The sequence below is a fragment of the Sulfitobacter sp. AS59 genome, from assembly GCF_038899995.1.
GTDB lineage: Bacteria > Pseudomonadota > Alphaproteobacteria > Rhodobacterales > Rhodobacteraceae > Sulfitobacter.
The window spans coordinates 37328-59761 of record NZ_JBBMQK010000002.1; the positions used below are offsets into that span (position 1 = coordinate 37328).

Consider the following 22434-nt stretch of genomic DNA (forward strand, 5'->3'; position numbering starts at 1 on the left):
TTACTCCGCCGCAATGGCCTGGCATCCGTCGGTGCGCCAACGGGTTGCCTGTTTCAGATGCGCCCAGCCAAAAGCATGGTCGCTGTCGCCGTGTTCGCGCAGATGATCCAAACGCGCCAACGCTTCTTCTAGGGTAGGTTGGTGGCCCTTTGGCACCCACCACATCACGAAATGCATCTTGCCCAAAACCTCGAACCATTCAGCGCGACGGGCATAGAACTGTTTATGGATCGTCCCCCAGACAAATTGTTCAAGGGTTTCGACATTTTCCCAAACGGTCAGGTTCGACACATGCTGGGGATCGTCGCCGATCTTGGCCTCGGTGTTGCCGGTGCCCGGCTCGCCCGACCCTTCCATCATCCACACAAAACCGGGCATCCGTTTGCCCAAACTGTTGATCCGGTCAAGGTTGTCCATGAATTCAGCAACACGCGGATCATCCGTGGGGGCCAAAAGCCGACCTACGTTCAGTTCTGCCAGATGCATGTCTTTCATCACCGTCTCCTATCTTGCGAGGGGCACCACATCATCCAACGTTTGCCCGGACGATACATGATGGCCTAGGGATAAAACCCCGCGACCCCTGCCTAGAATGCCGCCACGATCGTCATAATCACCAACCCGAAAATGCAAAACATCCCTGTCGCAAAACATGCCGACCGCGCGGGTTGATTTGTTGTGCGTATATGGACAAACGCCATCCCGATACGTGCCACGATAAAGATTGACGCCAGCAGGTTCACCCAGAACGGCGATGCACCGATCAAAATAGCCGCAACCGTCGCCGCGATGAACGGGCCACTGTTTTCAACGGCGTTCATGAATGCGCGTTCACTGCGGTAGACGGGGTCGTCATAGTTCCGTTTGGGCTTGCCACAGTCGCAGCGCCCCTCGGGCGTTCGGCCCCGGATTGATATCATACCCAAGACGTTGACGATCAGTGCCCAAAGGGCAAGCGATGTGATGGCGTGGCTATAGGTGGCGAAGGCTTCCATAGTGATTTTACTCCGCTGCGACGGCGCTGACGCGGCCGGTTCGCTTGTGCTTGATACGGTCTTCGATTTCGTCGCGGAAGTGGCGGATCAGACCCTGAATTGGCCAGGCCGCCGCATCGCCAAGGGCACAGATCGTGTGACCTTCAACCTGCTTGGTGACGTCCAATAGCATATCGATTTCAGCCGGTTCGGCATCACCAGTCACCAGACGGTCCATCACGCGCATCATCCAGCCGGTCCCTTCGCGGCAGGGCGTGCATTGGCCGCAGCTTTCGTGCTTGTAGAACTTGGCCAAACGCCAGATCGCTTTGATCACGTCGGTGGAGTTATCCATGACAATCACCGCTGCCGTGCCCAGACCGGAGCGTTGCTCGCGCAGGTAATCGAAATCCATGATCGCGTCGCGCATCTGTGCGCCGGGGATCATCGGAACGGACGAGCCACCCGGAATAACCGCCTTGAGGTTGTCCCAGCCGCCGCGAATACCGCCGCAATGCTTTTCGATCAGCTCTTCAAAACCGATGCTCATCGCTTCTTCGACGACGCAAGGGTTGTTGACGTGCCCCGAGATCGCAAACAATTTGGTGCCCGCATTGTTCGGGCGTCCAAAGCTCGAGAACCACTCGGGCCCGCGGCGCAGGATGGTTGGCACAACGGCAATCGATTCCACGTTGTTCACTGTGGTCGGGCAGCCATAAAGGCCAGCCCCCGCAGGGAACGGCGGTTTCATGCGTGGCATGCCTTTTTTACCTTCAAGGCTTTCCAGCAATGCGGTCTCTTCGCCGCAGATATAGGCCCCCGCCCCGTGGTGCAGGTAAATGTCGAAATTATAACCGGATTTGCAGGCGTTCTTGCCGACCAGACCCGCGTCATAGGCTTCGTCGATCGCGGCCTGAAGCGCCTCGCGCTCGCGGATATATTCGCCACGGATATAGATGTAGCACGCGTTGGCCTGCATCGCGAAGCTGGCGATCAGACACCCTTCGATCAGCGTGTGCGGATCATGACGCATAATTTCGCGGTCTTTACAGGTGCCGGGTTCGGATTCGTCCGCATTCACCACCAGATAGCTGGGGCGGCCGTCGCTTTCCTTGGGCATGAAAGACCATTTCAGACCGGTCGGGAAGCCCGCACCACCACGACCACGCAGGCCAGACGCCTTCATCTGGTCAATGATCCATTCGCGGCCATTCTTCAGGATATTCGCAGTGCCATCCCAATGGCCACGCGCCTGCGCGCCTTTCAGCGTCCGGTCGTGCATACCATAGATATTGGTAAAGATGCGGTCTTGATCCTGGAGCATATTGCTTGCCTTTATGTCTCGCAGCCGTGCTGCGCTTACTGTTCTATTCCTGTGCGGCGTACCGCGTTTTCTTTTAACCGTTGCGGCTGGCCGATCGTGCCTTGCGCATCTGGTAGATATTCACCATCGCCCAGATCAGGGCAGCTAGAGCCGCAAAATCAAACAACAATGCATAGCGCCCCGGCAAACCGAAATACGGCGCGGCCCATTGCAATGCGATCCAAAGCAACATGGTGACTGCAATGACCAACGCCACCATCCGACCCTTGCGGGCAAGTGCGATGTTTTCTTCTTCGGTCATCTGTCAGGCACCATATCAGGCTTTAGCTTTTCTTTTTACGGGCAGAGAATTCGGTTTCCCCGCCAGCGGCCAAGGTTGCCGCCTGCGCCATCCAATTGTCCCGCTGAATACGACCCTTGAAACGTACCCGTGCATCGACCCAAGTAATTTCATCGGGTCCCCACTTGGCAATCTGATCAAAGTGATAGAAGCCAAGTTCGTTCAAGGTCTGTTCCAGCTTGGGTCCAACGCCGCTGATCAGCTTGAGGTCATCCGCCCCACCTGCCCGTGGCTGCGTCAACGTCTCAGGCTGGCTTTCAACGGCTGCGGCAGGAATATCCGCCGACGCGACTGGCGCGGCTTTTTTAGGCGCAGCGGCCTTTTTAGCAGGTGCTTTTTTGGTCGCTGCTTTTTTGGGCGCTGCTTTCTCGGCTTTAGGGGCCTCGTATTTATAGCTCCCCTTGCGCGCGGCCAGTTCTTCCTGACCCTTCAAGGGTTTGCTAGGTTTAACACCTGAAAACGCTGCCTTTTCTGTCACTGCGGCAGCAGATGTACCGGCTGTTGCCTCGGACGCGGCACCGCCAACATCGGCAGATGCAGTGGCGTCAGACCCGGATGCAGGTGCCGCAGACACTGGCGCTGCAGGTGCGGGCGTCGGCGCAGGCGCTGGTGCCGCCGCTTGAGCAGGTGCATCAACGACCTTGTTACACCACATAGTCACAAGCACGAAATATGCGACAAGACCCAGGACGATGCCCAAGATCAACGACATGAAGAAGCCCCAGCCGAAAACCAACCAAAACAAAAGAGCGGCAACAAGGCCAATACCAGCCCCCCACCGCGTGCACCCACGTTTACACTCTTCTTTTTCCGTTAAACTTGTCATGTTCGTCCCTTCATACCATTCAAGATGATTAATTATCCTTTATAGATATCATCTTTTTTGGCGCGGGACGAGAATTCTGTTTCCTCGCCTGCGGCCAGCTTTTTAGCTTGGTCAATCCAGCCATCGCGGCTCGCGCGTCCTTTGAACCCCGCAAGGTGCTGATCGACCCAAGCCAGCTCATCCGCTGTCCAGCTTGCGACCTGGTCAAAGTGGAAGAAACCAAGGTCATTCACCAGTTTTTCAAGCTTAGGGCCGACGCCCCTGATCAGCTTGAGGTTATCCGCAGCACCGCCGCGCGGGGCGTCCAGAGTTGCAGGTTTGGTGCCCATCGCATCAGCATTCTTTTCTGCCGATACGGCAATGCCGGGCTTGGACGCAGGTGTCTTGGGCGCGGGTGCGACGCTACCTTGGGCGGGCTTGGCGATGGCCTTATCGCCCTTGGCTTCGCCCGGTGCCTCTGACTTTTGGTCAGAGCTGTCGCCAACATTGCGCGGCGCAGATTTCTCTGCCGCTGTGCGTCCGCCTTGCGCGCCATCGGGGCCGCTTGGGGGCATCTGATCATCGCGTGCTGCCGCTTTTTTGGTGGTCTTACCAGCGGCTTTGCCCTGCCATGGTGCTGTAAATGGCACCTCGGTGCCGTCAATCCGTTTGATTGTATCGCCAATATCAACAGCTAGCTGAACGCTTGCGTTATATTGGGTTTTGCCGCTGTCGTGGTCTGTGAGGCTGGTCAAACCCGACAAGGGCTCGGACGCGTAGCGACCGTTCTGAGGGCCGGGAACAGGAACTTTCCCCTCTGCCATCTCGTCGATCATCGCAGCGAAGCCTTCGGTGGTCAGGTCTTCGTAATAGTCTTTGCCGATCTGGGCCATTGGCGCGTTTGAACACGCACCCAGACATTCAACTTCTTCCCACGAGAATTTGCCATCTGCGCTGATTTGATGCGGTTGCGCTGCGATCTTGTCTTTGCAGACTTTGATCAGGTCTTCGGCACCGCAAATCATACAGGACGTCGTGCCACAAATCTGGAAATGCGCCACCTCGCCCACGGGCTGCAACTGGAACATGAAATAGAATGTCGCAACTTCGAGGCCACGGATATAGGCCAGCCCCAGCATTTCAGACACATGTTCAATCGCAGGACGGCTCAGCCAGCCCTCTTGCTCTTGCGCGCGCCAGAGCAGCGGAATGATCGCCGACGCCTGACGGCCTTCGGGGTATTTGGTGATCTGCGCTTCGGCCCATACCTGATTGTCAGGGGTAAAGGCAAAGCTTGTCGGTTGGTCAGGGTGTAGACGGCGCAGCATCAGATCAGGCTTTCGTTCTGGCAGAGACGGCAGGTGCCTCCGGCGGGAGTTTATTTGGCAAAATGAAAATGGCAGGTCCGATCAACGGTCAACCTCGCCAAAGACGATATCCATGGTACCGATGATCGCCGCGACATCCGCCAGCTGGTGGCCTTTGGCCAGATAATCCATCGCTTGCAGGTGCAAATAACCCGGCGCGCGCAGTTTTGCGCGGTAAGGTTTGTTGGTGCCATCCGCGACAAGATACACGCCGAATTCGCCTTTGGGCGCTTCGACCGCGCAATAGACTTCGCCGGCGGGGACGTGGAACCCTTCGGTATACAGTTTGAAGTGGTGGATCAGGCTTTCCATATCGGTCTTCATCGCGGACCGGCTGGGTGGTGTGATCTTGCCACGTGCCAACACATCGCCCTGCCCTTCGGGTTCGCGCAATTTCGCGATCGCCTGCTGGATGATGTAAGTGGATTGGCGCATTTCTTCCATCCGGACCAGATAGCGGTCATAGCAATCGCCATTCACACCAGTCGGGATTTGGAATTCAAATTCATCATAGCATTCATAGGGTTCTGCGCGACGCAAATCCCATGCCATGCCGGACCCGCGTACCATCACGCCCGAGAAACCCCAGTCTTGGATGTCTTGGGCACTGACAACACCGATATCGACATTGCGTTGTTTGAAGATGCGGTTTTCGGTCAGCAATTCGTCGATGTCGACCATGAAACCTGACAGGAATTTGTGCGACCATGTTTCGATATCGTCCAGCAAGGCTGGCGGCAGATCTTGGTGAACACCGCCGGGACGGAAATAGGCCGCGTGCAGACGCGCACCACAGGCCCGTTCATAAAAGATCATCAGATCTTCGCGTTCTTCAAAGCCCCACAGCGGCGGGGTCAGCGCGCCAACGTCCATCGCCTGCGTGGTCACGTTCAGCAGGTGCGACAGAATGCGGCCAATCTCGGAATAAAGCACGCGGATCAGCGACGCGCGGCGTGGCACAACAACGCCGGTCAGCTTTTCAATGGCCAGACACCAGGCATGTTCTTGGTTCATCGGGGCCACATAATCCAGCCGGTCGAAATACGGCAGATTTTGCAGATAGGTCCGGCTTTCCATCAGCTTTTCGGTGCCACGGTGCAGCAGGCCGATATGTGGATCGCACCGTTCGACAATCTCGCCGTCCAGCTCGAGCACCAGACGCAAAACGCCGTGGGCCGCAGGGTGTTGCGGACCAAAGTTGATGTTGAAATTGCGGATTTTCTGTTCGCCGGTCAGGGCATCTTCGAAACCTTTGGTGCCGTCCATCATTTACGCTCCAACTCGGTCAGTTTCAGGCCAACCCACCACAGCAACGCAATCGTGCCAAAGGGGACCACGCAGGCCACGGACCAATATTTATTGATGCCGAAAAACGGCAAAATCTTCACCATCGGGATGATCGTCAGGGCCGAAAGAATGAACCACCAGAGGCCTCCCATTACTTGGCCTCCGGCTTTTCGTCACCCGGAAGGATGTATTCTGCGCCTTCCCATGGGGACATGAAATCAAACTGGCGATATTCCTGAACCAAGGACACGGGTTCATAAACCACGCGCTTTTCAACCTCGTCATAGCGAACTTCGGTATAGCCGGTGGTCGGGAAATCCTTGCGCAGCGGATGGCCGCGGAAGCCATAGTCGGTCAGCAAACGGCGCAAATCGGGGTGGCCTGCAAACAGGATGCCGAACATGTCGAACACTTCACGTTCGAACCAGTTGGCCGACGGGTGGATGGCAACGATCGACGGCACCATGTCTTCTTCGCGCGCGGCGACGCGCAGGCGAATGCGGTGGTTCTGGAACATCGACAGGAAGTGATAGATAACGTCGAAGCGTTTTGCCCGACCGGGATAATCGACAGCCGTGATGTCGACCAAAGACGTCAGACGGCAGGTTGCATCGCTTTTGATAAACTCCACCAGACCCGGCAGATTTGCCTGTGTCACGTCCATGTTCAACTCACCATGGGCGATTTCCCAGCCCAAGATGCAATCGGGGCGTTTTGCCTCGATATACGCGCCAAGTTCGTTCAGTTGTTCTGACATATCAGCCCCTTAGCGAACAATTGTGCCGGTGCGGCGCATTTTGCGCTGCAATTGCATGATGCCGTACAACAGCGCCTCTGCCGTTGGGGGGCAGCCGGGTACGTAGATGTCAACCGGCACGATCCGGTCACAGCCGCGCACCACAGAATAGCTGTAGTGGTAATAGCCGCCGCCATTGGCGCAGGACCCCATCGAGATCACATAGCGTGGTTCGGGCATCTGGTCGTAGACCTTGCGCAGGGCCGGTGCCATCTTGTTGGTCAAGGTCCCTGCAACGATCATCAGATCCGACTGACGCGGGGAGGCGCGCGGCGCGGTGCCAAAGCGTTCAAGGTCATAGCGCGGCATAGAGGTGTGCATCATCTCGACCGCGCAGCAGGCCAGACCGAACGTCATCCAGTGCAGCGAACCGGTACGCGCCCAGTTAATCAGATCCTCGGTCGAGGTCAGCAGAAAACCCTTGTCCTGCAATTCCTTGTTCAGGTTTTGGGTGGCCACGTCACGGTCCATCCCGGCCGTATTGGCCCCCGCGGCTGCTACTGCCATTCCAAAGCTCCCTTTTTCCACTCATATGCAAAGCCGGCGGTAAGCACGGCCAGGAACACCATCATCGACCAGAAACCTGCCATACTCACATCCTGAAAGGCGACCGCCCAGGGAAAGAGAAATGCAATTTCGAGATCGAAAATGATGAAAAGAATCGACACGAGGTAGAACCGCACATCAAATTTCATCCGCGCATCGTCAAATGCGTTAAAGCCACATTCATACGCCGACACTTTTTCAGGGTCTGGATTGCGCACCGCGATCACCACGGCTGCCAACATTAAAACAAGGCCAAGACCAATGGCCACAGCCAAGAAAATAAGGATTGGCAGGTATTCCCGCATCATCTCGTCCAAGGGGAAGCTCCTTTGCGTATGGGGGGCGACAATGCGCCTTACCTGTCAGGCGGCAAACCCAACTGATTGGGGTTTACCCCCCTGCTACGTCCGGGTCAACAGAACCCGCCACATTTGAAGCATCCATTTCCAGACGCGATTATGGTGGGATCAAGGTCAGATCAATAAACGTGCAGCGTGTTATTTTCCGGGCGGTTCGACATAGTCGCGCCAGCTGTGCTCCGGGGCAAAGCCCAGCATGTCGCGGGCCTTTTTATTGGTGAAAAATGTCTCGTTTTGGCCCATCTCGCGGGTTTTCGGCACATCCTTATAGTAGCGCTGGATCAGCTCATCCGTTGTGCGGTCCACCGAATGGTCGCCATTGGCAACATTAAACACCTCATAGCCCAAGCCATCAGTCGCCAAACACCGCGCCACCATCTGCCCCAGATCACGGGCATCGATATAGGCGAATATATTGCGGCGACGCTGGTCGGGGTCGTCGATAAAATCGGGAAAAATACGCGCATATTCATCAGGCTCGATCACGTTGTTGATTCGAAGCCCATAGATATCGGCCCCCGTCCGCGCCTGAAAACTGCGCGCCGTCGCCTCGTTACAGACCTTGGACATGGCATAGCTGTCATGGGGAACGGTCAGGTGTTCCTCATCTATGGGAATATACTGGGGCTTCATCTCTCCATCCGCGAAACAGATGCCATAAGCCGTCTCGGAGGAGGCAAAGATCACCTTGCGCACCCCTGCCTTGAGCGCCGCATCAATGACATTATAGGTGCCCATCGTGTTGACGCGGAATGTCTCGTTGTCAGACCGGATCAAAATGCGCGGGATCGCTGCAAAATGTACGACGGCATCAAACGCAGGCATACCCTTGCCCGGTTCCAGCTCGGCCAGATTGGCATAGCTTTGCATCACGTCAAACATCTGCCCTGCATCGGTGATGTCTGCAATGCGGTTATCGACGCCGGGATGATCCAGTGGTTCAAGGTCGACATTCAACACCTGATGCCCTTGGTCCATCAGATAGGGCACCACATGCCGCCCCGCTTTGCCGCTGCCGCCTGTAAACAAAATCCGCATGATATTTCCCTCAATAATCCCGCTCAAGGGCGACGTAACTTAGTGCAAGATTAAATCAACCCGAGGCCCAAGCTGGCTTGCGCTTGTCGAAAAACGCACCGATGCCTTCGGCGGCTTCCTCGGTCTCCCATCTTGCGGCTAATGCTGCGATCGTGTGCGCGACCACATCGGCATCAATGCGGGGGCCCAGATCGCGGGCCAATTGCTTTGCTGCGGCGACAGCGCCGGGGGCGCAAGACAGATACGGCACGACTTCAGCCTCGATAGCAGCATCAAGGTCACTTGCCGGAACGATCCGCGCCAACAGCCCCAGATCGACGGCCTCTTGCGCATCAAACAGCCGCGCCGACATGAACACACGCCGCGCGCGCCCTTCGCCCATCCGCGCCAGCACATAGGGCCCGATGGTGGCGGGAATAATGCCCAGCCGTGTCTCGGTGAACCCCATCTTGAGGGTATCGACACCAATCGCCACGTCACAGACCGACGCCATGCCAACCCCGCCGCCAAAGGCATTGCCCTGCACCCGCCCGATCAACGGCTTTGGCAGCGCGTTCAGCGCGCCCAGCATCGTGGCCAGCTTGCCCGCCTCGGCCGACCGCGTGGCGGCACCCATATCGCGCTGCGCCTGCATCCACCCCAGATCGCCGCCTGCGCAAAAGCTTTTGCCCGCACCAGTCAACACAACAACCCGCACCGCATCGTCAGCGCCCAGCTGCGCCGCCGCCTGTGTCAGTTCCGCGATCATGGCCGCCGACATGGCGTTGTGCTTTTCCTCCCTCGCAAGGGTCAGCGTGGAGACCCCGCGCGGGTCCGTCTCAATCGTGATCGTCTCGAACATCAACCGTTCCTCATCTGCCGTGCCATGGCCGCGGCTTCTTCGATCAATGCTTGATCCAGCCCCGTTTCATATCCCAATGCCGTCAGATGCGCATTCACCGCTTCGGTCGCCACATTGCCCGCAGCACCGGGTGCAAAGGGACAGCCGCCAAGCCCGCCCACGGCCGCATCAAACACACGCACCCCCATGGACAGCGACGCATCGATGTTATCAATCGCCCGCCCGTTGGTGTCGTGAAAATGCCCTGCAAGCCGCCCGACCGGTACAACATCGCGCACCGCCAGCAACATCTTTGCAATCGTGTCTGGCGTCCCTGCCCCGATGGTATCGCCCAGCGACACCTCATAACAGCCCATGGCGAACAACCTGTCGGCCACCGCCGCAACCTGCGCAGGGGCGATGGCCCCGTCATAGGGGCATTCAATCACGCAAGACACATAGCCCCTCACAGGCATATCCACATGCCGCGCCTCTTCCAGAATGGGGGCAAAGCGCTCGAACGCTTCATCAATGCTGGCGTTGATATTCTTCTGGCTGAACCCTTCGCTGGCCGAGGCAAAGATCGCGATCTCGTCCGCCTTTGCCGCCACCGCGTCCTCATAGCCGCGCATGTTCGGCGTCAACGCCGCATAGCGGACGCCCTCGGCCCGTTTGATACCGGCCAACACCTCGCCCGATCCGGCCATCTGCGGCACCCATTTGGGGCTGACAAAGCTGGCGATTTCAATCCGCGAAAATCCCGCCCGACTTAGCAGATCAACCAAGGCAATCTTCTCGGCCACCGGAATTTCGCGCGCTTCGTTCTGAAGCCCATCGCGTGGCCCCACCTCGAATATCTCACAAACGCCTTTGTTCATCTCCGTCCCTCCCCTTCATTTTGCCAAATAAACTCAAAGTAACGCCATTGGCCTCACACGATCGGCCAAGGTTCAAAGAACGACTGCGCAAACAAAGGTGCCCCTTGGGGCAGTGATTTCTGGAACCCCTCGCGCTCTGAAATGCGCTGGTACCAGTCCGCCACCCGTGGATGCGCGTCCAGCTTGGCGAAATGTTGCGCCATATAGACCGCCTGCCCCACCCCGATATCCGCCGCCGTAAAGCCACTGCTTAGCAAATGATCGCGCCCCTCCAGCCGCGCCTCAATTGCATCATAACATTTCACCACCCTAGCGGCTTCCAGCTTCATTACAATCGGGCTGCGCATGCTGTCATCGCGCAGGGCGATGTGTTGCTGGGTCAGTGCTGCGCAATGTTGCGACAGGGTTTCGGCGAAATGCATCCATGTTAGCCACGCCATCCGGTCCTCTGATCCGGGCATACGGCCCAGATCGTCGGGGCTGAACCGTTCACACAGGTATTCGCCAATGGCCCCGGTCTCGAACATGGTTTGTCCGTCAATCTCCAGCGAGGGCACCCGCCCCGCGGGCGAGATCGCCAGATAGGCAGGATCGCGCAGGGATTTGTCGAACGGGTGCACGACCACTTCAAACGGCACGTCCAGCTCGTTCAGCAGCCATAGGGTGCGCATGGAACGGGTCTGTTCCGCGTGATGCAGCGTGATCATGCGGTGCCTTCCTCGGTTTCGGCCTCTAGCCGGACCAGCGCCGCCCCCGCTTCGACCTGATCGCCCGCAACGGCGAGCACCTCGGCCACCACACCATCGCGCGCGGCCAGCAGGCTGTGTTCCATCTTCATCGCCTCAAGCACGGCCAAACGGTCCCCCTTGGCAACAGATTGCCCGACAACGGCATCGACACTGCGCACCAACCCCGGCATCGGTGCCTCGACCAGATTACCGTCGCCGTGGCCACCAGCGGCGCGCGCCAGCGGGTCGATCACATCAAACACCAGCCCGTAGCCATCAAAGACAGTGACCTGCCCTGCATTCACCGCGACTGACGCTGCGGTCTGCCCGCCAACTTGCCAGCCAGCGCCGACGCGCTGCGCAGTCACCTCAGTGCCATCCACCTGCCAAATCTGTTCACGCGGCGACATGACCTGCACCTTCAACAGATGATCCTCGCCGCCCCAAGTCAAACCGACCTGACGCAGCAAAGGTTGCCACAAGGTAAAACCGGCATCCTCCGCCGGATCCAGCAAACCCAACGCCGCCATCCCCGCCAGTGCCGCGTGACGCGGTTGCACATCAGGCGCGACGGTCAGGCTGTCGATCTCGCGACCGATCAGCCCGGTATCCACATCGCCCGCACCAAAGCCGTCATGCCCAGCAAGCGCGCCCAGAAATGCAAGGTTTGTGACGGTGCCGCCAACTTCGCAATGTTTCAAAGCCGATCGCAGCTTGGACAGGGCAATTTCCCGCGTCGGTCCATGGACAATGATCTTGGCAATCATCGGGTCATAAAACGGACTGATTGTATCGCCCGCCCGCACGCCGCTATCGGCACGGCAGCCTTTTTCAAATGCCAGATGCGACAATGTCCCCGTCGCGGGCAGGAACCCTTTTGGCACGTCTTCCGCATACAGCCGCGCCTCGAAGGCGTGACCTTGAATGCGCAACTCATCCTGACGCATTGGCAGGCTTTCTCCCGCCGCCACGCGCAATTGCCATTCGACCAGATCAACGCCAGTGATCGCCTCGGTTACGGGATGTTCGACCTGCAACCGCGTGTTCATCTCCATAAAGAAAAACCCGTCGGGGCGCAGACCATCGGACCCGTCCACGATAAATTCGATGGTGCCCGCCCCGGCATAGCCGATCGCCTCGGCTGCCGTCACGGCCGCCTGCCCCATGGCCTCGCGCATTTCAGGCGTCATGCCGGGGGCTGGGGCTTCCTCGATCACCTTTTGGTGGCGGCGTTGCAGCGAACAATCGCGTTCGAACAGATGCACCGCATGGGTGCCATCGCCAAACACCTGCACTTCGATATGGCGCGGCTTGGTCACGAATTTCTCGACCAGCACATCGGCATTGCCAAAGGCGGTTTTGGCCTCGGACCGCGCGCTATCCAGCGCTGCTTGAAAACCGCCCGCCGCTTCGACCAGCCGCATGCCCTTGCCGCCGCCGCCCGCGACGGCCTTGATCAATACCGGATAGCCGATTTTATCCGCCTCGGCTGCCAGTAACACATCGTCCTGATCCGCCCCGTGATAGCCCGGCACAACGGGAACACCTGCTTTTACCATCAAGGCCTTAGCGGCGTCCTTTAATCCCATTGCACGGATCGCTTTTGCGGAGGGTCCGATAAACACCAACCCTGCTGCCTCGACCGCGTCGACAAAATCGGGGTTCTCTGACAGAAAGCCATAGCCCGGGTGGATCGCCTGTGCGCCTGTGTCTAGCGCCGCCTGAATGATCACATCCCCGCGCAAATAACTCTCCGCCGGGGCGGACCCGCCAATATGTACCGCCGCATCCGCCATTGCGACATGTTTCGCGGCGCGGTCGGCGTCAGAATACACCGCCACACAACGCACGCCCATCGTTTGGGCCGTTTCCATCACACGGCAGGCAATCTCGCCCCGGTTCGCAATCAAAATTGTATCAAACATCAGGCGTAATCCTCGATCAAAGTGAAGCGTTCGCACATCAGTTTCATATCCGGTTTGAACCCGCAGGTGCGATGGAAATACGCCTCGTAACTGGCGCGCCAATCGTTCAGATCGCGGAATTCCCCCTGTGCGGCGACAAATTCGGCGTCCATTTCGCTGAAACGCCGGGTGGAGACCTCGACCGTCTCAATCATAAAGGCGGGCGTGCCGTCCCAGTTCAGCGCAATGTCGCGGCGACCGACCTCGGGGTAGGCATCACCGCCCGCGCCATAGGCGGATGCGGCCTCACAGGTGGCGGTCTTTTTACCAGCCCGCACCAGCGCGATAATATCCGCGCAGAGTTTCGGGTTGTCGCCAAAGCGGAATGTTTCCGCGTCCGGGTTGGCATCGACGATCTCTTGCAGTGTTTTTGTCATAGCGATCCCCTCACATCCGGAACACGCCAAAGCGTGTATCCTCAATCGGTGCATTCAGACTGGCCCGCAGAGACAGCGACAGCACATCGCGGCTTTTGCGCGGGTCGATCACGCCGTCATCCCATAGCCGTGCCGAAGCATAAAGCGGATGCGACTGTTCCTCGAACATATCAATGGTGGGCTGCTTGAACTTGGCCTCGTCCTCGGCGCTCCAGCTGTCGCCAGCGCGTTCAATCGCGTCGCGCTTGACCGTGGCCAGAACCCCTGCCGCCTGCGCGCCGCCCATGACGGAAATCCGCGAATTGGGCCATGTCCACATAAAGCGCGGGGAATAGGCTCGCCCCGCCATGCCATAGTTGCCCGCGCCGAATGATCCGCCCACCAGCATGGTGATTTTCGGCACATTGGTCGATGCCACGGCGGTCACCATCTTGGCCCCGTGCCGCGCAATACCTTCGTTCTCGTATTTGCGGCCCACCATGAAACCGGTGATATTTTGCAAGAACACCAGCGGGATTTTGCGTTGCGAACACAGCTCGACGAAATGCGCGCCTTTTTGGGCAGATTCCGAAAACAACACACCGTTGTTGGCGATGATCCCCACGGGGCAGCCTTTGACATGGGCAAAGCCACAGACCAGCGTTTCGCCATAGCGCGCTTTGAATTCATCAAAACGGCTGCCATCGACCAGCCGCATGATGACCTCGCGAATGTCGTAAGGCGTGCGCAGATCGGCAGGCACAACACCCAGCATTTCAGCAGGGTCATAAGCGGGTTCTTCGCTTGGCTGCCACTGCACATTCGCGGGCTTAGCGCGGTTCAGCCCCGCAACGGCACGGCGGGCAAGGGCCAAGGCATGTGCGTCATCCTCGGCCAGATAATCAGCCACACCGGAGAGCCGGGTGTGCACGTCGCCGCCGCCCAGATCCTCGGCGGTTACGACCTCTCCGGTCGCGGCCTTGACCAGCGGCGGTCCCGCCAGAAAGATCGTGCCCTGTTCTTTGACGATGATCGACACGTCGGACATCGCAGGCACATAGGCACCGCCCGCCGTGCACGACCCCATAACGACGGCGATCTGGGGGATGCCCTTACCGCTCATTCGGGCCTGATTATAGAAAATCCGGCCAAAGTGATCGCGGTCGGGGAACACCTCGTCTTGGTTGGGCAGGTTCGCGCCGCCACTATCGACCAGATAGATGCAAGGCAGATGGTTTTCCTCGGCGATCTCTTGGGCGCGCAGGTGTTTTTTCACGCTCATTGGGAAGTACGTGCCGCCCTTAACCGTCGCATCATTGCACACGATCATGCAATCGATGCCATGCACCTGACCCACACCCGCGATCACGCCCGCACAAGGGGCAGCGCCACCATAGAGCCCATGCGCCGCCAGCCCGCCGACCTCAAGGAAAGGCGATCCGGGATCAAGCAAATTCGCCACCCGTTCGCGCGGCAGCATCTTGCCGCGGCTTTCATGGCGGGCGCGGGATTTCTCTCCGCCCCCGAACGCGGCAGCGTCAGACGCGTCGCGCACGGTTTGCAACGCTTCAAGATGGGCGGCTTCATTGGCTTTGAAGCCTTCGGATGAGGGCAACGCCTGCGAGGTCAACTTCATGTCGGTCTCCTTGGGTGGCTAAAGGGGGCGGCAGTCATGGGGTCAGCTCGCCTATGGCAAGCGCTTTGAGGTCTTTGCGGATCACCTTGCCCGTCACGGTCATGGGCAGCGCGTCCAGAAATGTAATCTCGCGCGGGTAAGAATAGCTGGTCAAACGGGTTTTGCACCATGTTTGCAAGGCGTCACCCGTCACGTCGCTGCCCGGTTTGCGCACGACATAGGCCTTGACGATTTCGGTGCGCAGGGCATCAGGTTTGCCCACAACGCCGCAGGTCGCGACGCCCGGATGGGTCAGCAGACAATCTTCGATCTCGGCCGGGCCAACGCGATACCCGCTTGAGGTAATCACGTCATCCTCGCGGCCGACAAAGCGCAGATACTCGCCCTCCCAGATGCCGCGATCACCGGTGACCATCCAGTCGCCGCGAAATTTCTCTGCGGTGGCATCGGGGCGATGCCAATAGCCCAGCATCATCGCCGCCGATCCACGGCGGATCGCGACGTCGCCCTCTTCGGACGTCGTCATGCCCGCGTCGTCGATCACGGCCACATCATGGCCCGGTACGGGCTTGCCGATACATCCGGGGCGCGCGGGGAACAGGCTGCCACAGCTGGACGCCACCATATTGCATTCGGTCTGGCCGTAAAATTCGTTAATCGCGAGGCCGAAGGCACCCTGCCCCCATGCCAGCATTTCCGCGCCAAGCGGTTCGCCACCCGATGCGACGGACCGCAAACCGGGCAGATCCACCCCAGCCGCCTTGAGCATACGCAGCGCTGTCGGCGGGAAGAACACATTGCGCACGGCACCGTCGGCGATAATGCGCGCGCAGTCTTGGGCCGAGAACTTGGCCATTCGCGCAGCAACAACCGGCACGCCCAAGGCCAGCCCCGGCATCAACACATCAAACAAACCGCCGATCCACGCCCAATCCGCGGGGGTCCAAAGGCAATCGTCAGCCTTGCCCAAAATATCATGGCTTAGCGACACGCCGGGCAAATGACCGGTCAGCACGCGATGCCCATGCACCGCGCCCTTGGGGCTGCCGGTGGTGCCAGACGTATAGATAAGCACCGCCGGATCATCCGCTTCGGTATCGGCATAGGGAATGGGGTCACCCGCAATGCCCACGCTGTCAGCCATCCAGGCCTCGGCCAGATCGCCCAGCAGATCGCGCCCTTCGGGATCGGTGAGGACAAGGTTAATGCCCGCATCCAGCACCCGTGACTTTAGCGCGTCATACTTGAAGAGCTTAAACAAAGGCACTGAAATCGCGCCTATTTTCCAGATCGCCAGATGGGCCGCCGCGCACCACGGGCTTTGGCTTAGCAAGACGCCGACACGGGCACCCGCCTGAACACGAGGAAGCAGAAACCGCGCCAAACCATCGGCCATTTCGGACAGCTCGCCATAGGTCACATCACGGCGCGCGCCGCCCGTCAGATCGATGATTGCAGTTTGCCCCGCATCATGGTCCAGACATTGCGCCGCCATATTCAGCCGCGCAGGAATATCCCACGCGCCATCCGCATCCAGACCGGGTAAAGAGCCAACCACCATCTAGCCCCAAGGCTCAAGCGTCAGGGCCTGTTTGGCGGTTTGCTGCATCAGACAGCTCAGTGTCGCAGGTCCCTGCCCCGTGCCGCCCGCCCAAAGCGACGCCTCGTATCCGCAGGCCTTGTCACGGAACGGTATCCACGCGCGTTGCATCTCGCGCAAGGCGGTCGCCGCACCCGGTACATCTTTCATCGATGCGGGGCGGTCGGCATCAAGGTTTTTGGCCTGCGTCATTGCCGCCTTGTAATGGCTGTTCAGCAGGCCATCCCAATACGCCAGTTCGCGATCCAGACAGCCGCCCATTCCAACGGTGCTATGGCCGCCGGGGGTGTCCTCCATGCACTGCCCAGCCGATGCACCGGCGCAATCAATCTTTGCGCCATAGCTTTCGGCCTCTTCCAGACAGGATTGCGTACTTGCATCCGAATACTTCAGATCCTGCGCAACAGCAGGTGATGCCACCAGCGCCAAGACGGCAGCCAGCCGGATCATCCCATCGATCCCATCATCTCGCGGCCCACCAGCATGCGCCGGATTTCTGATGTCCCTGCGCCGATTTCCATCAGCTTGGCATCGCGGAAAATACGGCCCACGGGATTGTCGGACAGATAGCCGGCACCGCCCATGGCTTGCACCGCTTGGTGCGCCTGTTTCATGGCCTCTTCACTTGCATAAAGACAGCAGGCCGCAGCATCTGCGCGGGTCACATCACCACGGTCGCAAGCCTTGGCGACCTCGTAGACATAGGCGCGGGCGGAATTCATCGCGGTGTACATATCCGCCATCTTACCCTGCATCAGTTGAAAGCTCCCGATGGGCTGACCAAACTGCTTGCGCTGCGCCATATAGGGCATGATTTCATCCAAGCACGCCGCCATGATCCCCAACCCGATACCCGCCAAAACGACGCGTTCATAATCAAGGCCCGACATCAGAACCCGCACGCCGCGCCCCTCTTCGCCCAGCACATTCTCGAACGGAACCTCGACATCGTCAAAGATCAGCTCGGCGGTGTTTGACCCGCGCATCCCCAGCTTGTCAAAATGCGGGCTGGTGGTGAACCCCTTCATCGATTTCTCAATCAGGAATGCCGTGATCCCCTTGGACCCCGCATCCGGGTCGGTCTTGGCATATACCACAAGCGTATCGGCATCAGGGCCGTTGGTGATCCAGTATTTGTTACCCGACAGGCGATAATGATCGTTACGCTTTTCAGCGCGCAGCTTCATCGATACGACATCGCTGCCCGCAGACGGTTCTGACATGGCCAGCGCGCCCACATGGGCACCGGAACACAGACCGGGCAGGAATTTCGCCTTTTGCTCGGCCGTGCCGTTCAGGCTGATCTGGTTAACGCAAAGGTTAGAATGCGCCCCATAGGATAGGGAGACGGAGGCCGACGCCCGCGCGATTTCCTCGACCGCGACGGTATGTGCGACATAGCCCATGCCGGTGCCGCCGAATTCCTCGTTCACGGTCATGCCCAGAAGGCCAAGGCTGCCCATCTCTTCCCAAAGCTCGGGCGGGAACTCGTTTTTCTGGTCAATGCTGGCGGCCATAGGCTTGACCCGCTCTTGCGCCCAACGATGCACCATATCGCGCAGATCATTCACATCGTCGCCCAAATCAAATTTCATGCTGGCGTTGAACATGGACCCCTCCCAGAGCTTATTGAACAGTTGTTCATTACTTTACACCCCCAGATGATTCAGTCAAGCAAATCTAAAGCTGGCGGGAACCCCCAAGCCGCTTTGATCGTTGGACATGGAAAGCAAATATAAAGGAATATTTACCATGGCCGACACGTTGAAGGAAGAATTCTGGGACCGTATCAAAGACATCCGCACCGGGATGTTGGGCACCGACGGCGCACGCGCTGTTCCCATGACCCATTATGTCGACAAGGACGCAAACGTGTTGTGGTTCATCACGGCAAACGGCACTGATCTGTCCAAAGCCGCACAAACGGGCGCGTCGGCTGAATATGTCGTGATAAGCAATGACGAACACCTGTACGCGCGCATCGATGGCAAGGTGCAAGCAGTGACCGACCCTGCCAAGCTGGATGAATTGTGGTCAGCCGTTGCAGGCGCATGGTTCGAGGATGGGCGTCAAGACGATGATGTGCAGCTGGTGCGCTTTGACCTGTCGCAGGCCGAAGTTTGGGCCACCGGGGGCAGCCTGTCGTTTCTGTACGAGATCGCTAAGGCACAGATCACCGACGAAAAACCCGATATGGGCCAGCATGGCACGGTCCGGTTCTAAGCGGTTACAGCAAACACAATGAAATCAGGGCGCTTTCGAGCGCCCTTTTTCCGTCTCACGCCTGCTGGAATACCGTGCTGACCTCTTCGCGAATGATACGTGCAATCAACGTGCAATCTTCGATGCTAAAGGTCAGCGGCACACGCATGTCGATCAGTCCGGCCAGCACGGCGTCGCTTTTGGGCAGGGGCGCGACGGGCACATATCTCCAACTGTCATAGCGGCTGGTAAAGCCCAACGGCTCTGCCGCGCCGAACCATTTCAGCTCGACCCCGCGGGCCAAGCAACGGTTCAAGACCTCCTGCACCTTCTCAGGCAGCCAGCCCTGCAACAGAAACTGGATCGACGATCCCACGATGCTTTCCTTTGCCGCCCGTTCGATCACAGTCAATCCGGGCGTGTTGCGTAATCCGGCCTCGACCGCAAAATAACGCTCGTTCCAGCGGGCCACCTGCGTATTCAGGTCGCGCAGTTGTGGCCGCAGCAACGCGGCGCGCAGATTATCCATACGGCCCGAAATATTCGGCGTCTCGTATTTGATCTGCGCGAATGCCTCTGGCGGAGGGGCTGCGAGATGTTTTTCATACAGCATATACGACCCCGACAGCATGATCGCACGCGCCGCCACGTCCGCATCATCGGTGACCAGCAAACCGCCCTCGCCCGAATTGATGTGCTTGTAGGTCTGGCAGGAATAACACCCAACCGTGCCATGACGCCCCGACGCGACACCGCCCCACGCGGCCCCCATGGTATGGGCGCAGTCCTCAATCACCGTCACACCCACCGCATCACACAGCGCCATCAACGCGTCCATGTCACAGATATGGCCGCGCATATGGCTCAGCAGTAAAACATCCGCTTGGTCCACCTTGCCGGCCAGATCAGCCAGATCAATGACCAGCCCCTCGGTCACATCCACAAACACAGGCTCGGCCCCGACAGCGGCAATCGCGCCCGGCACAGGGGCCAGCGTAAAGGCGTTTGACAGCACAAGGTCGCCCGGCTTCACGCCCACCGCGCGCAATGCCGTTGCCATCGCATACCCGCCCGATGCTACAGCCACGCAGTATTTAGCCCCCACCAGCGCCGCGAATTCCTGCTCTAGCAGGGCCGTTTCTGCGATTTCGTCACCGGCGGTGTTATAGCGGTGCAACCGACCATGGCGCATCACCGCGATGGCTGCCTCGATTGCGTCTTCTGGAATGGGTTCCTGCTGGGTAAAGCTGCCTTTGAACACCTCCATGCGCTCAGATTTCCCCGATCAGGCTGGGCACCAAGGCGGGCAGATGCGCGTAATCGTGCAGCAATGCTTCGGGTTTGAGGGCGGCCATATCCTCGCCCGAGGGGCCAAAGGTGACCAAAATACTGGGCACACCGGCCGCGGCGGCGGTATCACGGTCTGTGGCCGTATCACCGACTAAACAACATTGCGCAGGGTCCCCCCCCGCGCGCCGCGCCGTTTCAAACAGATGTTCCGGATCAGGTTTGCGCACCGCCAAGCTATCGGCCCCCAACATCGCCCCGAATGCATCGCGCACGCCCAGACGGGTCAACAATGTATGCGCCAACCCTTCGGGTTTGTTGGTGCAGATCGCCACGCGGTAGCCCGCAGTTTTCAATGCTTCGACCGCGTCCATCGCGCCGGGATACAGCACCGTATGCGTGTCGATGTCTTCACCATAAGCCTTAATGAGAAATGGATAATACCGATCTATCATTGCGGCACCGTCTGCGTGCTCAAGCCGGTCCATCCCCAATCGCAGCATCGCACGCCCGCCTTTCAAGGCGGTGCCCGCATCCTGAAACGGATCCAGCAGATCGCCCGCCCCCATGTCGCGAAAACAGGCGTTGGCCGCTGCAATCAGATCACCGCTGGTGTCTGCCAATGTGCCGTCCAGGTCGAATACAACCGTTTTCATCGGCGCTCCTTCGCTTAGTCATGTTGCAGGCCGAAATCATCTTTGATCGGCGCTAGCCTTGCGCATAAACGCCAACAAGGTAAAGAGACCCTCAGTCAATTTATTAAAGAGATTTATATGGAAGTCGCACTCATCCTATTGGCCGCTGGTAAAGGCACGCGGATGCAATCCGATCTACCAAAGGTGCTGCACCCCGTTGCCCAAGCGCCGTTGCTGGAACATGCCATGGCTTCCGGGGCCGCGCTATCGCCGGCCCGCACGGTTGTCGTTGCCGGACACGGGGCCGATCAGGTGCGCGCTGCCGCCCAAGCGTTTGACGAAGATGCGCAAGTCGTTGTGCAAGAGGAACAGTTGGGAACTGCTCATGCCGTTGGACAGGCCCGCGAGGCGCTAGCGGGTTTTGAAGGCACAGCGATTATCCTATACGGCGACACCCCCTTTGTTCAGCCCGAAACGCTCGAGGCGATGTGCGATGCGCTGCAGCAAAATGACGTGGTTGTTTTAGGGTTCGAGGCCGCTGACCCTGCGCGCTATGGCCGTTTGGTGATGCAAGGTGACAGTCTGGACCGGATTGTCGAATTCAAAGATGCCACAGATCAAGAACGCGCCATAACCCTATGTAATAGCGGCGTTGTTGCCTGTAAATCCGAGCTGTTGTTTGACCTGATTGATGCGGTTGAAAACGACAACGCCTCCAAAGAATACTATCTGACCGACATCATCGGCATCGCCCGCGCGCGGGGCCTAAAGGCCACCGCAGTGACCTGCGCCGAGGCCGAGACGATGGGCGTGAACTCCCGCGCTGACCTTGCTTTTGCAGATGCCGCGTTTCAGGCGCGCACCCGCGCCGCCATGCTAGAAAGCGGCGTCACCTTGGTGGCCCCTGAAACCGTCTATTTCGCACGCGATACGTATATTGGCGGTGACACGGTGATCGAACCTAATGTCGTATTCGGCCCCGGCGTGACCATCGAAAACGGTGCCACCATCCGCGCGTTCAGCCATCTTGAGGGCTGCCATGTGTCGCGCGGCGGCATCATCGGCCCCTACGCCCGCCTGCGCCCCGGCACCGAACTGGCCGAAGACGTGCGGATCGGTAATTTCGTCGAGGTTAAGAATGCCCAGATCGACGAAGGGGCCAAGGTCAACCACCTGAGCTATATCGGCGACGCCACCATTGGTAAGAAATCCAACATCGGCGCGGGGACAATCACCTGCAATTATGATGGCGTGATGAAGCACCACACCCATATCGGCGCAAATGCCTTTATCGGGTCCAACACCATGCTGGTGGCCCCCGTCCATATTGGCGACGGGGCAATGACCGGGTCCGGGTCTGTTATTACATCCGACGTCGAAGCCGACGCTTTGGCCCTGTCACGCGCGCCGCAGGTTGAAAAACCGGGCATGGCGCGGAAATTGTTCGAAATGTTAAAAGCCAAAAAGGCAAAACAGCAGAGAGGCAGCTAAT

25 protein-coding genes are annotated in these 22434 nt (G+C 58.8%); 2 read left to right on the forward strand and 23 right to left on the reverse strand.

The window, feature by feature from the left end:
• From WNY39_RS04505 to WNY39_RS04605, 21 genes are all read right to left on the reverse strand, one after another.
• Complete coding sequence (locus WNY39_RS04505) at positions 1-495, reverse strand: DUF3291 domain-containing protein (protein ID WP_342844445.1); 495 nt, start codon at positions 493-495, stop codon at positions 1-3.
• A gap of 92 nt (positions 496-587) precedes the next feature.
• A complete protein-coding gene (locus WNY39_RS04510; protein WP_342844447.1) occupies positions 588-995 on the reverse strand; it encodes an MAPEG family protein in 408 nt (135 codons plus the stop codon).
• Between the two features lie 7 nt (positions 996-1002).
• The gene (nuoF, locus tag WNY39_RS04515; protein ID WP_342844449.1) at positions 1003-2298 is read right to left on the reverse strand and encodes an NADH-quinone oxidoreductase subunit NuoF; all 1296 of its coding nucleotides are present in this window, start codon (positions 2296-2298) and stop codon (positions 1003-1005) included.
• Between the two features lie 73 nt (positions 2299-2371).
• Positions 2372-2599 (reverse strand): DUF5337 domain-containing protein, encoded by a 228-nt coding sequence (locus WNY39_RS04520; protein WP_342844451.1) that lies wholly within the window; start codon positions 2597-2599, stop codon positions 2372-2374.
• A 22-nt stretch (positions 2600-2621) separates the two neighbouring features.
• Positions 2622-3464 carry an endonuclease gene (locus WNY39_RS04525; protein ID WP_342844453.1) on the reverse strand — a complete coding sequence of 281 codons (843 nt, stop codon included), beginning with the start codon at positions 3462-3464 and terminating at the stop codon, positions 2622-2624.
• Positions 3465-3496: 32 nt separating this feature from the next.
• Positions 3497-4771: an NADH-quinone oxidoreductase subunit E gene (locus WNY39_RS04530; protein WP_342844454.1), complete on the reverse strand. Its 1275-nt coding sequence runs from the start codon at positions 4769-4771 to the stop codon at positions 3497-3499.
• Positions 4772-4852: 81 nt separating this feature from the next.
• Positions 4853-6076, reverse strand: coding sequence for an NADH-quinone oxidoreductase subunit D (locus WNY39_RS04535; RefSeq protein ID WP_341234488.1), 1224 nt, complete (start codon positions 6074-6076; stop codon positions 4853-4855).
• Positions 6076-6249 (reverse strand): hypothetical protein, encoded by a 174-nt coding sequence (locus tag WNY39_RS04540; RefSeq protein ID WP_175498533.1) that lies wholly within the window; start codon positions 6247-6249, stop codon positions 6076-6078. Before WNY39_RS04540 ends, WNY39_RS04535 begins: the two co-directional genes overlap by 1 nt.
• Entirely contained in the window at positions 6249-6854 is a 606-nt protein-coding gene (locus tag WNY39_RS04545) for an NADH-quinone oxidoreductase subunit C (RefSeq protein WP_341234369.1), read from the reverse strand. The genes WNY39_RS04540 and WNY39_RS04545 overlap by 1 nt, the downstream gene beginning before the upstream one ends.
• 9 nt (positions 6855-6863) lie before the next feature.
• A complete protein-coding gene (locus WNY39_RS04550) occupies positions 6864-7400 on the reverse strand; it encodes an NADH-quinone oxidoreductase subunit B family protein (protein ID WP_341234368.1) in 537 nt (178 codons plus the stop codon).
• Complete coding sequence (locus WNY39_RS04555) at positions 7391-7756, reverse strand: NADH-quinone oxidoreductase subunit A (RefSeq protein WP_093915956.1); 366 nt, start codon at positions 7754-7756, stop codon at positions 7391-7393. Before WNY39_RS04555 ends, WNY39_RS04550 begins: the two co-directional genes overlap by 10 nt.
• A 180-nt stretch (positions 7757-7936) precedes the next feature.
• A complete protein-coding gene (locus WNY39_RS04560) occupies positions 7937-8836 on the reverse strand; it encodes an NAD(P)-dependent oxidoreductase (RefSeq protein WP_342844458.1) in 900 nt (299 codons plus the stop codon).
• 55 nt (positions 8837-8891) lie between these two features.
• Positions 8892-9677, reverse strand: a complete 786-nt coding sequence (locus WNY39_RS04565) for a crotonase/enoyl-CoA hydratase family protein (RefSeq protein ID WP_342844460.1) — start codon at positions 9675-9677, stop codon at positions 8892-8894.
• The gene (locus tag WNY39_RS04570) at positions 9677-10534 is read right to left on the reverse strand and encodes a hydroxymethylglutaryl-CoA lyase (protein WP_342844462.1); all 858 of its coding nucleotides are present in this window, start codon (positions 10532-10534) and stop codon (positions 9677-9679) included. The genes WNY39_RS04565 and WNY39_RS04570 overlap by 1 nt, the downstream gene beginning before the upstream one ends.
• A gap of 53 nt (positions 10535-10587) precedes the next feature.
• The gene (locus WNY39_RS04575; RefSeq protein WP_342844464.1) at positions 10588-11241 is read right to left on the reverse strand and encodes a glutathione S-transferase family protein; all 654 of its coding nucleotides are present in this window, start codon (positions 11239-11241) and stop codon (positions 10588-10590) included.
• Positions 11238-13187, reverse strand: coding sequence for an acetyl/propionyl/methylcrotonyl-CoA carboxylase subunit alpha (locus WNY39_RS04580; RefSeq protein WP_342844466.1), 1950 nt, complete (start codon positions 13185-13187; stop codon positions 11238-11240). The genes WNY39_RS04575 and WNY39_RS04580 overlap by 4 nt, the downstream gene beginning before the upstream one ends.
• Positions 13187-13603 carry an ASCH domain-containing protein gene (locus WNY39_RS04585; protein ID WP_093915950.1) on the reverse strand — a complete coding sequence of 139 codons (417 nt, stop codon included), beginning with the start codon at positions 13601-13603 and terminating at the stop codon, positions 13187-13189. The genes WNY39_RS04580 and WNY39_RS04585 overlap by 1 nt, the downstream gene beginning before the upstream one ends.
• Before the next feature lie 10 nt (positions 13604-13613).
• Positions 13614-15218: a carboxyl transferase domain-containing protein gene (locus tag WNY39_RS04590; protein ID WP_342844468.1), complete on the reverse strand. Its 1605-nt coding sequence runs from the start codon at positions 15216-15218 to the stop codon at positions 13614-13616.
• A gap of 34 nt (positions 15219-15252) precedes the next feature.
• Positions 15253-16779, reverse strand: coding sequence for an AMP-binding protein (locus tag WNY39_RS04595; RefSeq protein WP_342844471.1), 1527 nt, complete (start codon positions 16777-16779; stop codon positions 15253-15255).
• Complete coding sequence (locus tag WNY39_RS04600) at positions 16780-17268, reverse strand: lysozyme inhibitor LprI family protein (RefSeq protein WP_342844472.1); 489 nt, start codon at positions 17266-17268, stop codon at positions 16780-16782.
• On the reverse strand, positions 17265-18428 hold the full coding sequence (locus tag WNY39_RS04605) for an isovaleryl-CoA dehydrogenase (RefSeq protein ID WP_342844473.1): 1164 nt from the start codon (positions 18426-18428) through the stop codon (positions 17265-17267). Before WNY39_RS04605 ends, WNY39_RS04600 begins: the two co-directional genes overlap by 4 nt.
• A 142-nt stretch (positions 18429-18570) precedes the next feature.
• On the opposite strand from WNY39_RS04605, the gene WNY39_RS04610 reads away from it, so the two are divergent.
• The gene (locus WNY39_RS04610) at positions 18571-19041 is read left to right on the forward strand and encodes a pyridoxamine 5'-phosphate oxidase family protein (RefSeq protein ID WP_342844474.1); all 471 of its coding nucleotides are present in this window, start codon (positions 18571-18573) and stop codon (positions 19039-19041) included.
• A gap of 55 nt (positions 19042-19096) precedes the next feature.
• Here WNY39_RS04610 and WNY39_RS04615 read toward each other — a convergent pair whose 3' ends face one another.
• Both WNY39_RS04615 and WNY39_RS04620 read right to left on the reverse strand, forming a co-directional pair.
• Positions 19097-20287, reverse strand: coding sequence for an aminotransferase class I/II-fold pyridoxal phosphate-dependent enzyme (locus WNY39_RS04615; protein WP_342844476.1), 1191 nt, complete (start codon positions 20285-20287; stop codon positions 19097-19099).
• A 4-nt stretch (positions 20288-20291) separates the two neighbouring features.
• Entirely contained in the window at positions 20292-20963 is a 672-nt protein-coding gene (locus tag WNY39_RS04620; RefSeq protein ID WP_341234355.1) for an HAD-IA family hydrolase, read from the reverse strand.
• Between the two features lie 117 nt (positions 20964-21080).
• Here WNY39_RS04620 and glmU point away from each other — a divergent pair, with 117 nt between their 5' ends.
• Positions 21081-22433, forward strand: coding sequence for a bifunctional UDP-N-acetylglucosamine diphosphorylase/glucosamine-1-phosphate N-acetyltransferase GlmU (glmU, locus tag WNY39_RS04625; RefSeq protein WP_342844477.1), 1353 nt, complete (start codon positions 21081-21083; stop codon positions 22431-22433).
• Position 22434 lies beyond the last annotated feature (1 nt).

What these genes read in the sequence shown, in the direction of transcription:
- WNY39_RS04505 (WP_342844445.1), bottom strand. Translation starts at nt 495, where the DNA reads ATGAAAGACATGCATCTGGCAGAACTGAACGTAGGTCGGCTTTTGGCC.
- WNY39_RS04510 (WP_342844447.1), bottom strand. Translation starts at nt 995, where the DNA reads ATGGAAGCCTTCGCCACCTATAGCCACGCCATCACATCGCTTGCCCTT.
- nuoF (WP_342844449.1), bottom strand. Translation starts at nt 2,298, where the DNA reads ATGCTCCAGGATCAAGACCGCATCTTTACCAATATCTATGGTATGCAC.
- WNY39_RS04520 (WP_342844451.1), bottom strand. Translation starts at nt 2,599, where the DNA reads ATGACCGAAGAAGAAAACATCGCACTTGCCCGCAAGGGTCGGATGGTG.
- WNY39_RS04525 (WP_342844453.1), bottom strand. Translation starts at nt 3,464, where the DNA reads ATGACAAGTTTAACGGAAAAAGAAGAGTGTAAACGTGGGTGCACGCGG.
- WNY39_RS04530 (WP_342844454.1), bottom strand. Translation starts at nt 4,771, where the DNA reads ATGCTGCGCCGTCTACACCCTGACCAACCGACAAGCTTTGCCTTTACC.
- WNY39_RS04535 (WP_341234488.1), bottom strand. Translation starts at nt 6,076, where the DNA reads ATGGACGGCACCAAAGGTTTCGAAGATGCCCTGACCGGCGAACAGAAA.
- WNY39_RS04540 (WP_175498533.1), bottom strand. Translation starts at nt 6,249, where the DNA reads ATGGGAGGCCTCTGGTGGTTCATTCTTTCGGCCCTGACGATCATCCCG.
- WNY39_RS04545 (WP_341234369.1), bottom strand. Translation starts at nt 6,854, where the DNA reads ATGTCAGAACAACTGAACGAACTTGGCGCGTATATCGAGGCAAAACGC.
- WNY39_RS04550 (WP_341234368.1), bottom strand. Translation starts at nt 7,400, where the DNA reads ATGGCAGTAGCAGCCGCGGGGGCCAATACGGCCGGGATGGACCGTGAC.
- WNY39_RS04560 (WP_342844458.1), bottom strand. Translation starts at nt 8,836, where the DNA reads ATGCGGATTTTGTTTACAGGCGGCAGCGGCAAAGCGGGGCGGCATGTG.
- WNY39_RS04565 (WP_342844460.1), bottom strand. Translation starts at nt 9,677, where the DNA reads ATGTTCGAGACGATCACGATTGAGACGGACCCGCGCGGGGTCTCCACG.
- WNY39_RS04570 (WP_342844462.1), bottom strand. Translation starts at nt 10,534, where the DNA reads ATGAACAAAGGCGTTTGTGAGATATTCGAGGTGGGGCCACGCGATGGG.
- WNY39_RS04575 (WP_342844464.1), bottom strand. Translation starts at nt 11,241, where the DNA reads ATGATCACGCTGCATCACGCGGAACAGACCCGTTCCATGCGCACCCTA.
- WNY39_RS04580 (WP_342844466.1), bottom strand. Translation starts at nt 13,187, where the DNA reads ATGTTTGATACAATTTTGATTGCGAACCGGGGCGAGATTGCCTGCCGT.
- WNY39_RS04585 (WP_093915950.1), bottom strand. Translation starts at nt 13,603, where the DNA reads ATGACAAAAACACTGCAAGAGATCGTCGATGCCAACCCGGACGCGGAA.
- WNY39_RS04590 (WP_342844468.1), bottom strand. Translation starts at nt 15,218, where the DNA reads ATGAAGTTGACCTCGCAGGCGTTGCCCTCATCCGAAGGCTTCAAAGCC.
- WNY39_RS04595 (WP_342844471.1), bottom strand. Translation starts at nt 16,779, where the DNA reads ATGGTGGTTGGCTCTTTACCCGGTCTGGATGCGGATGGCGCGTGGGAT.
- WNY39_RS04600 (WP_342844472.1), bottom strand. Translation starts at nt 17,268, where the DNA reads ATGATCCGGCTGGCTGCCGTCTTGGCGCTGGTGGCATCACCTGCTGTT.
- WNY39_RS04605 (WP_342844473.1), bottom strand. Translation starts at nt 18,428, where the DNA reads ATGTTCAACGCCAGCATGAAATTTGATTTGGGCGACGATGTGAATGAT.
- WNY39_RS04610 (WP_342844474.1), top strand. Translation starts at nt 18,571, where the DNA reads ATGGCCGACACGTTGAAGGAAGAATTCTGGGACCGTATCAAAGACATC.
- WNY39_RS04615 (WP_342844476.1), bottom strand. Translation starts at nt 20,287, where the DNA reads ATGGAGGTGTTCAAAGGCAGCTTTACCCAGCAGGAACCCATTCCAGAA.
- WNY39_RS04620 (WP_341234355.1), bottom strand. Translation starts at nt 20,963, where the DNA reads ATGAAAACGGTTGTATTCGACCTGGACGGCACATTGGCAGACACCAGC.
- glmU (WP_342844477.1), top strand. Translation starts at nt 21,081, where the DNA reads ATGGAAGTCGCACTCATCCTATTGGCCGCTGGTAAAGGCACGCGGATG.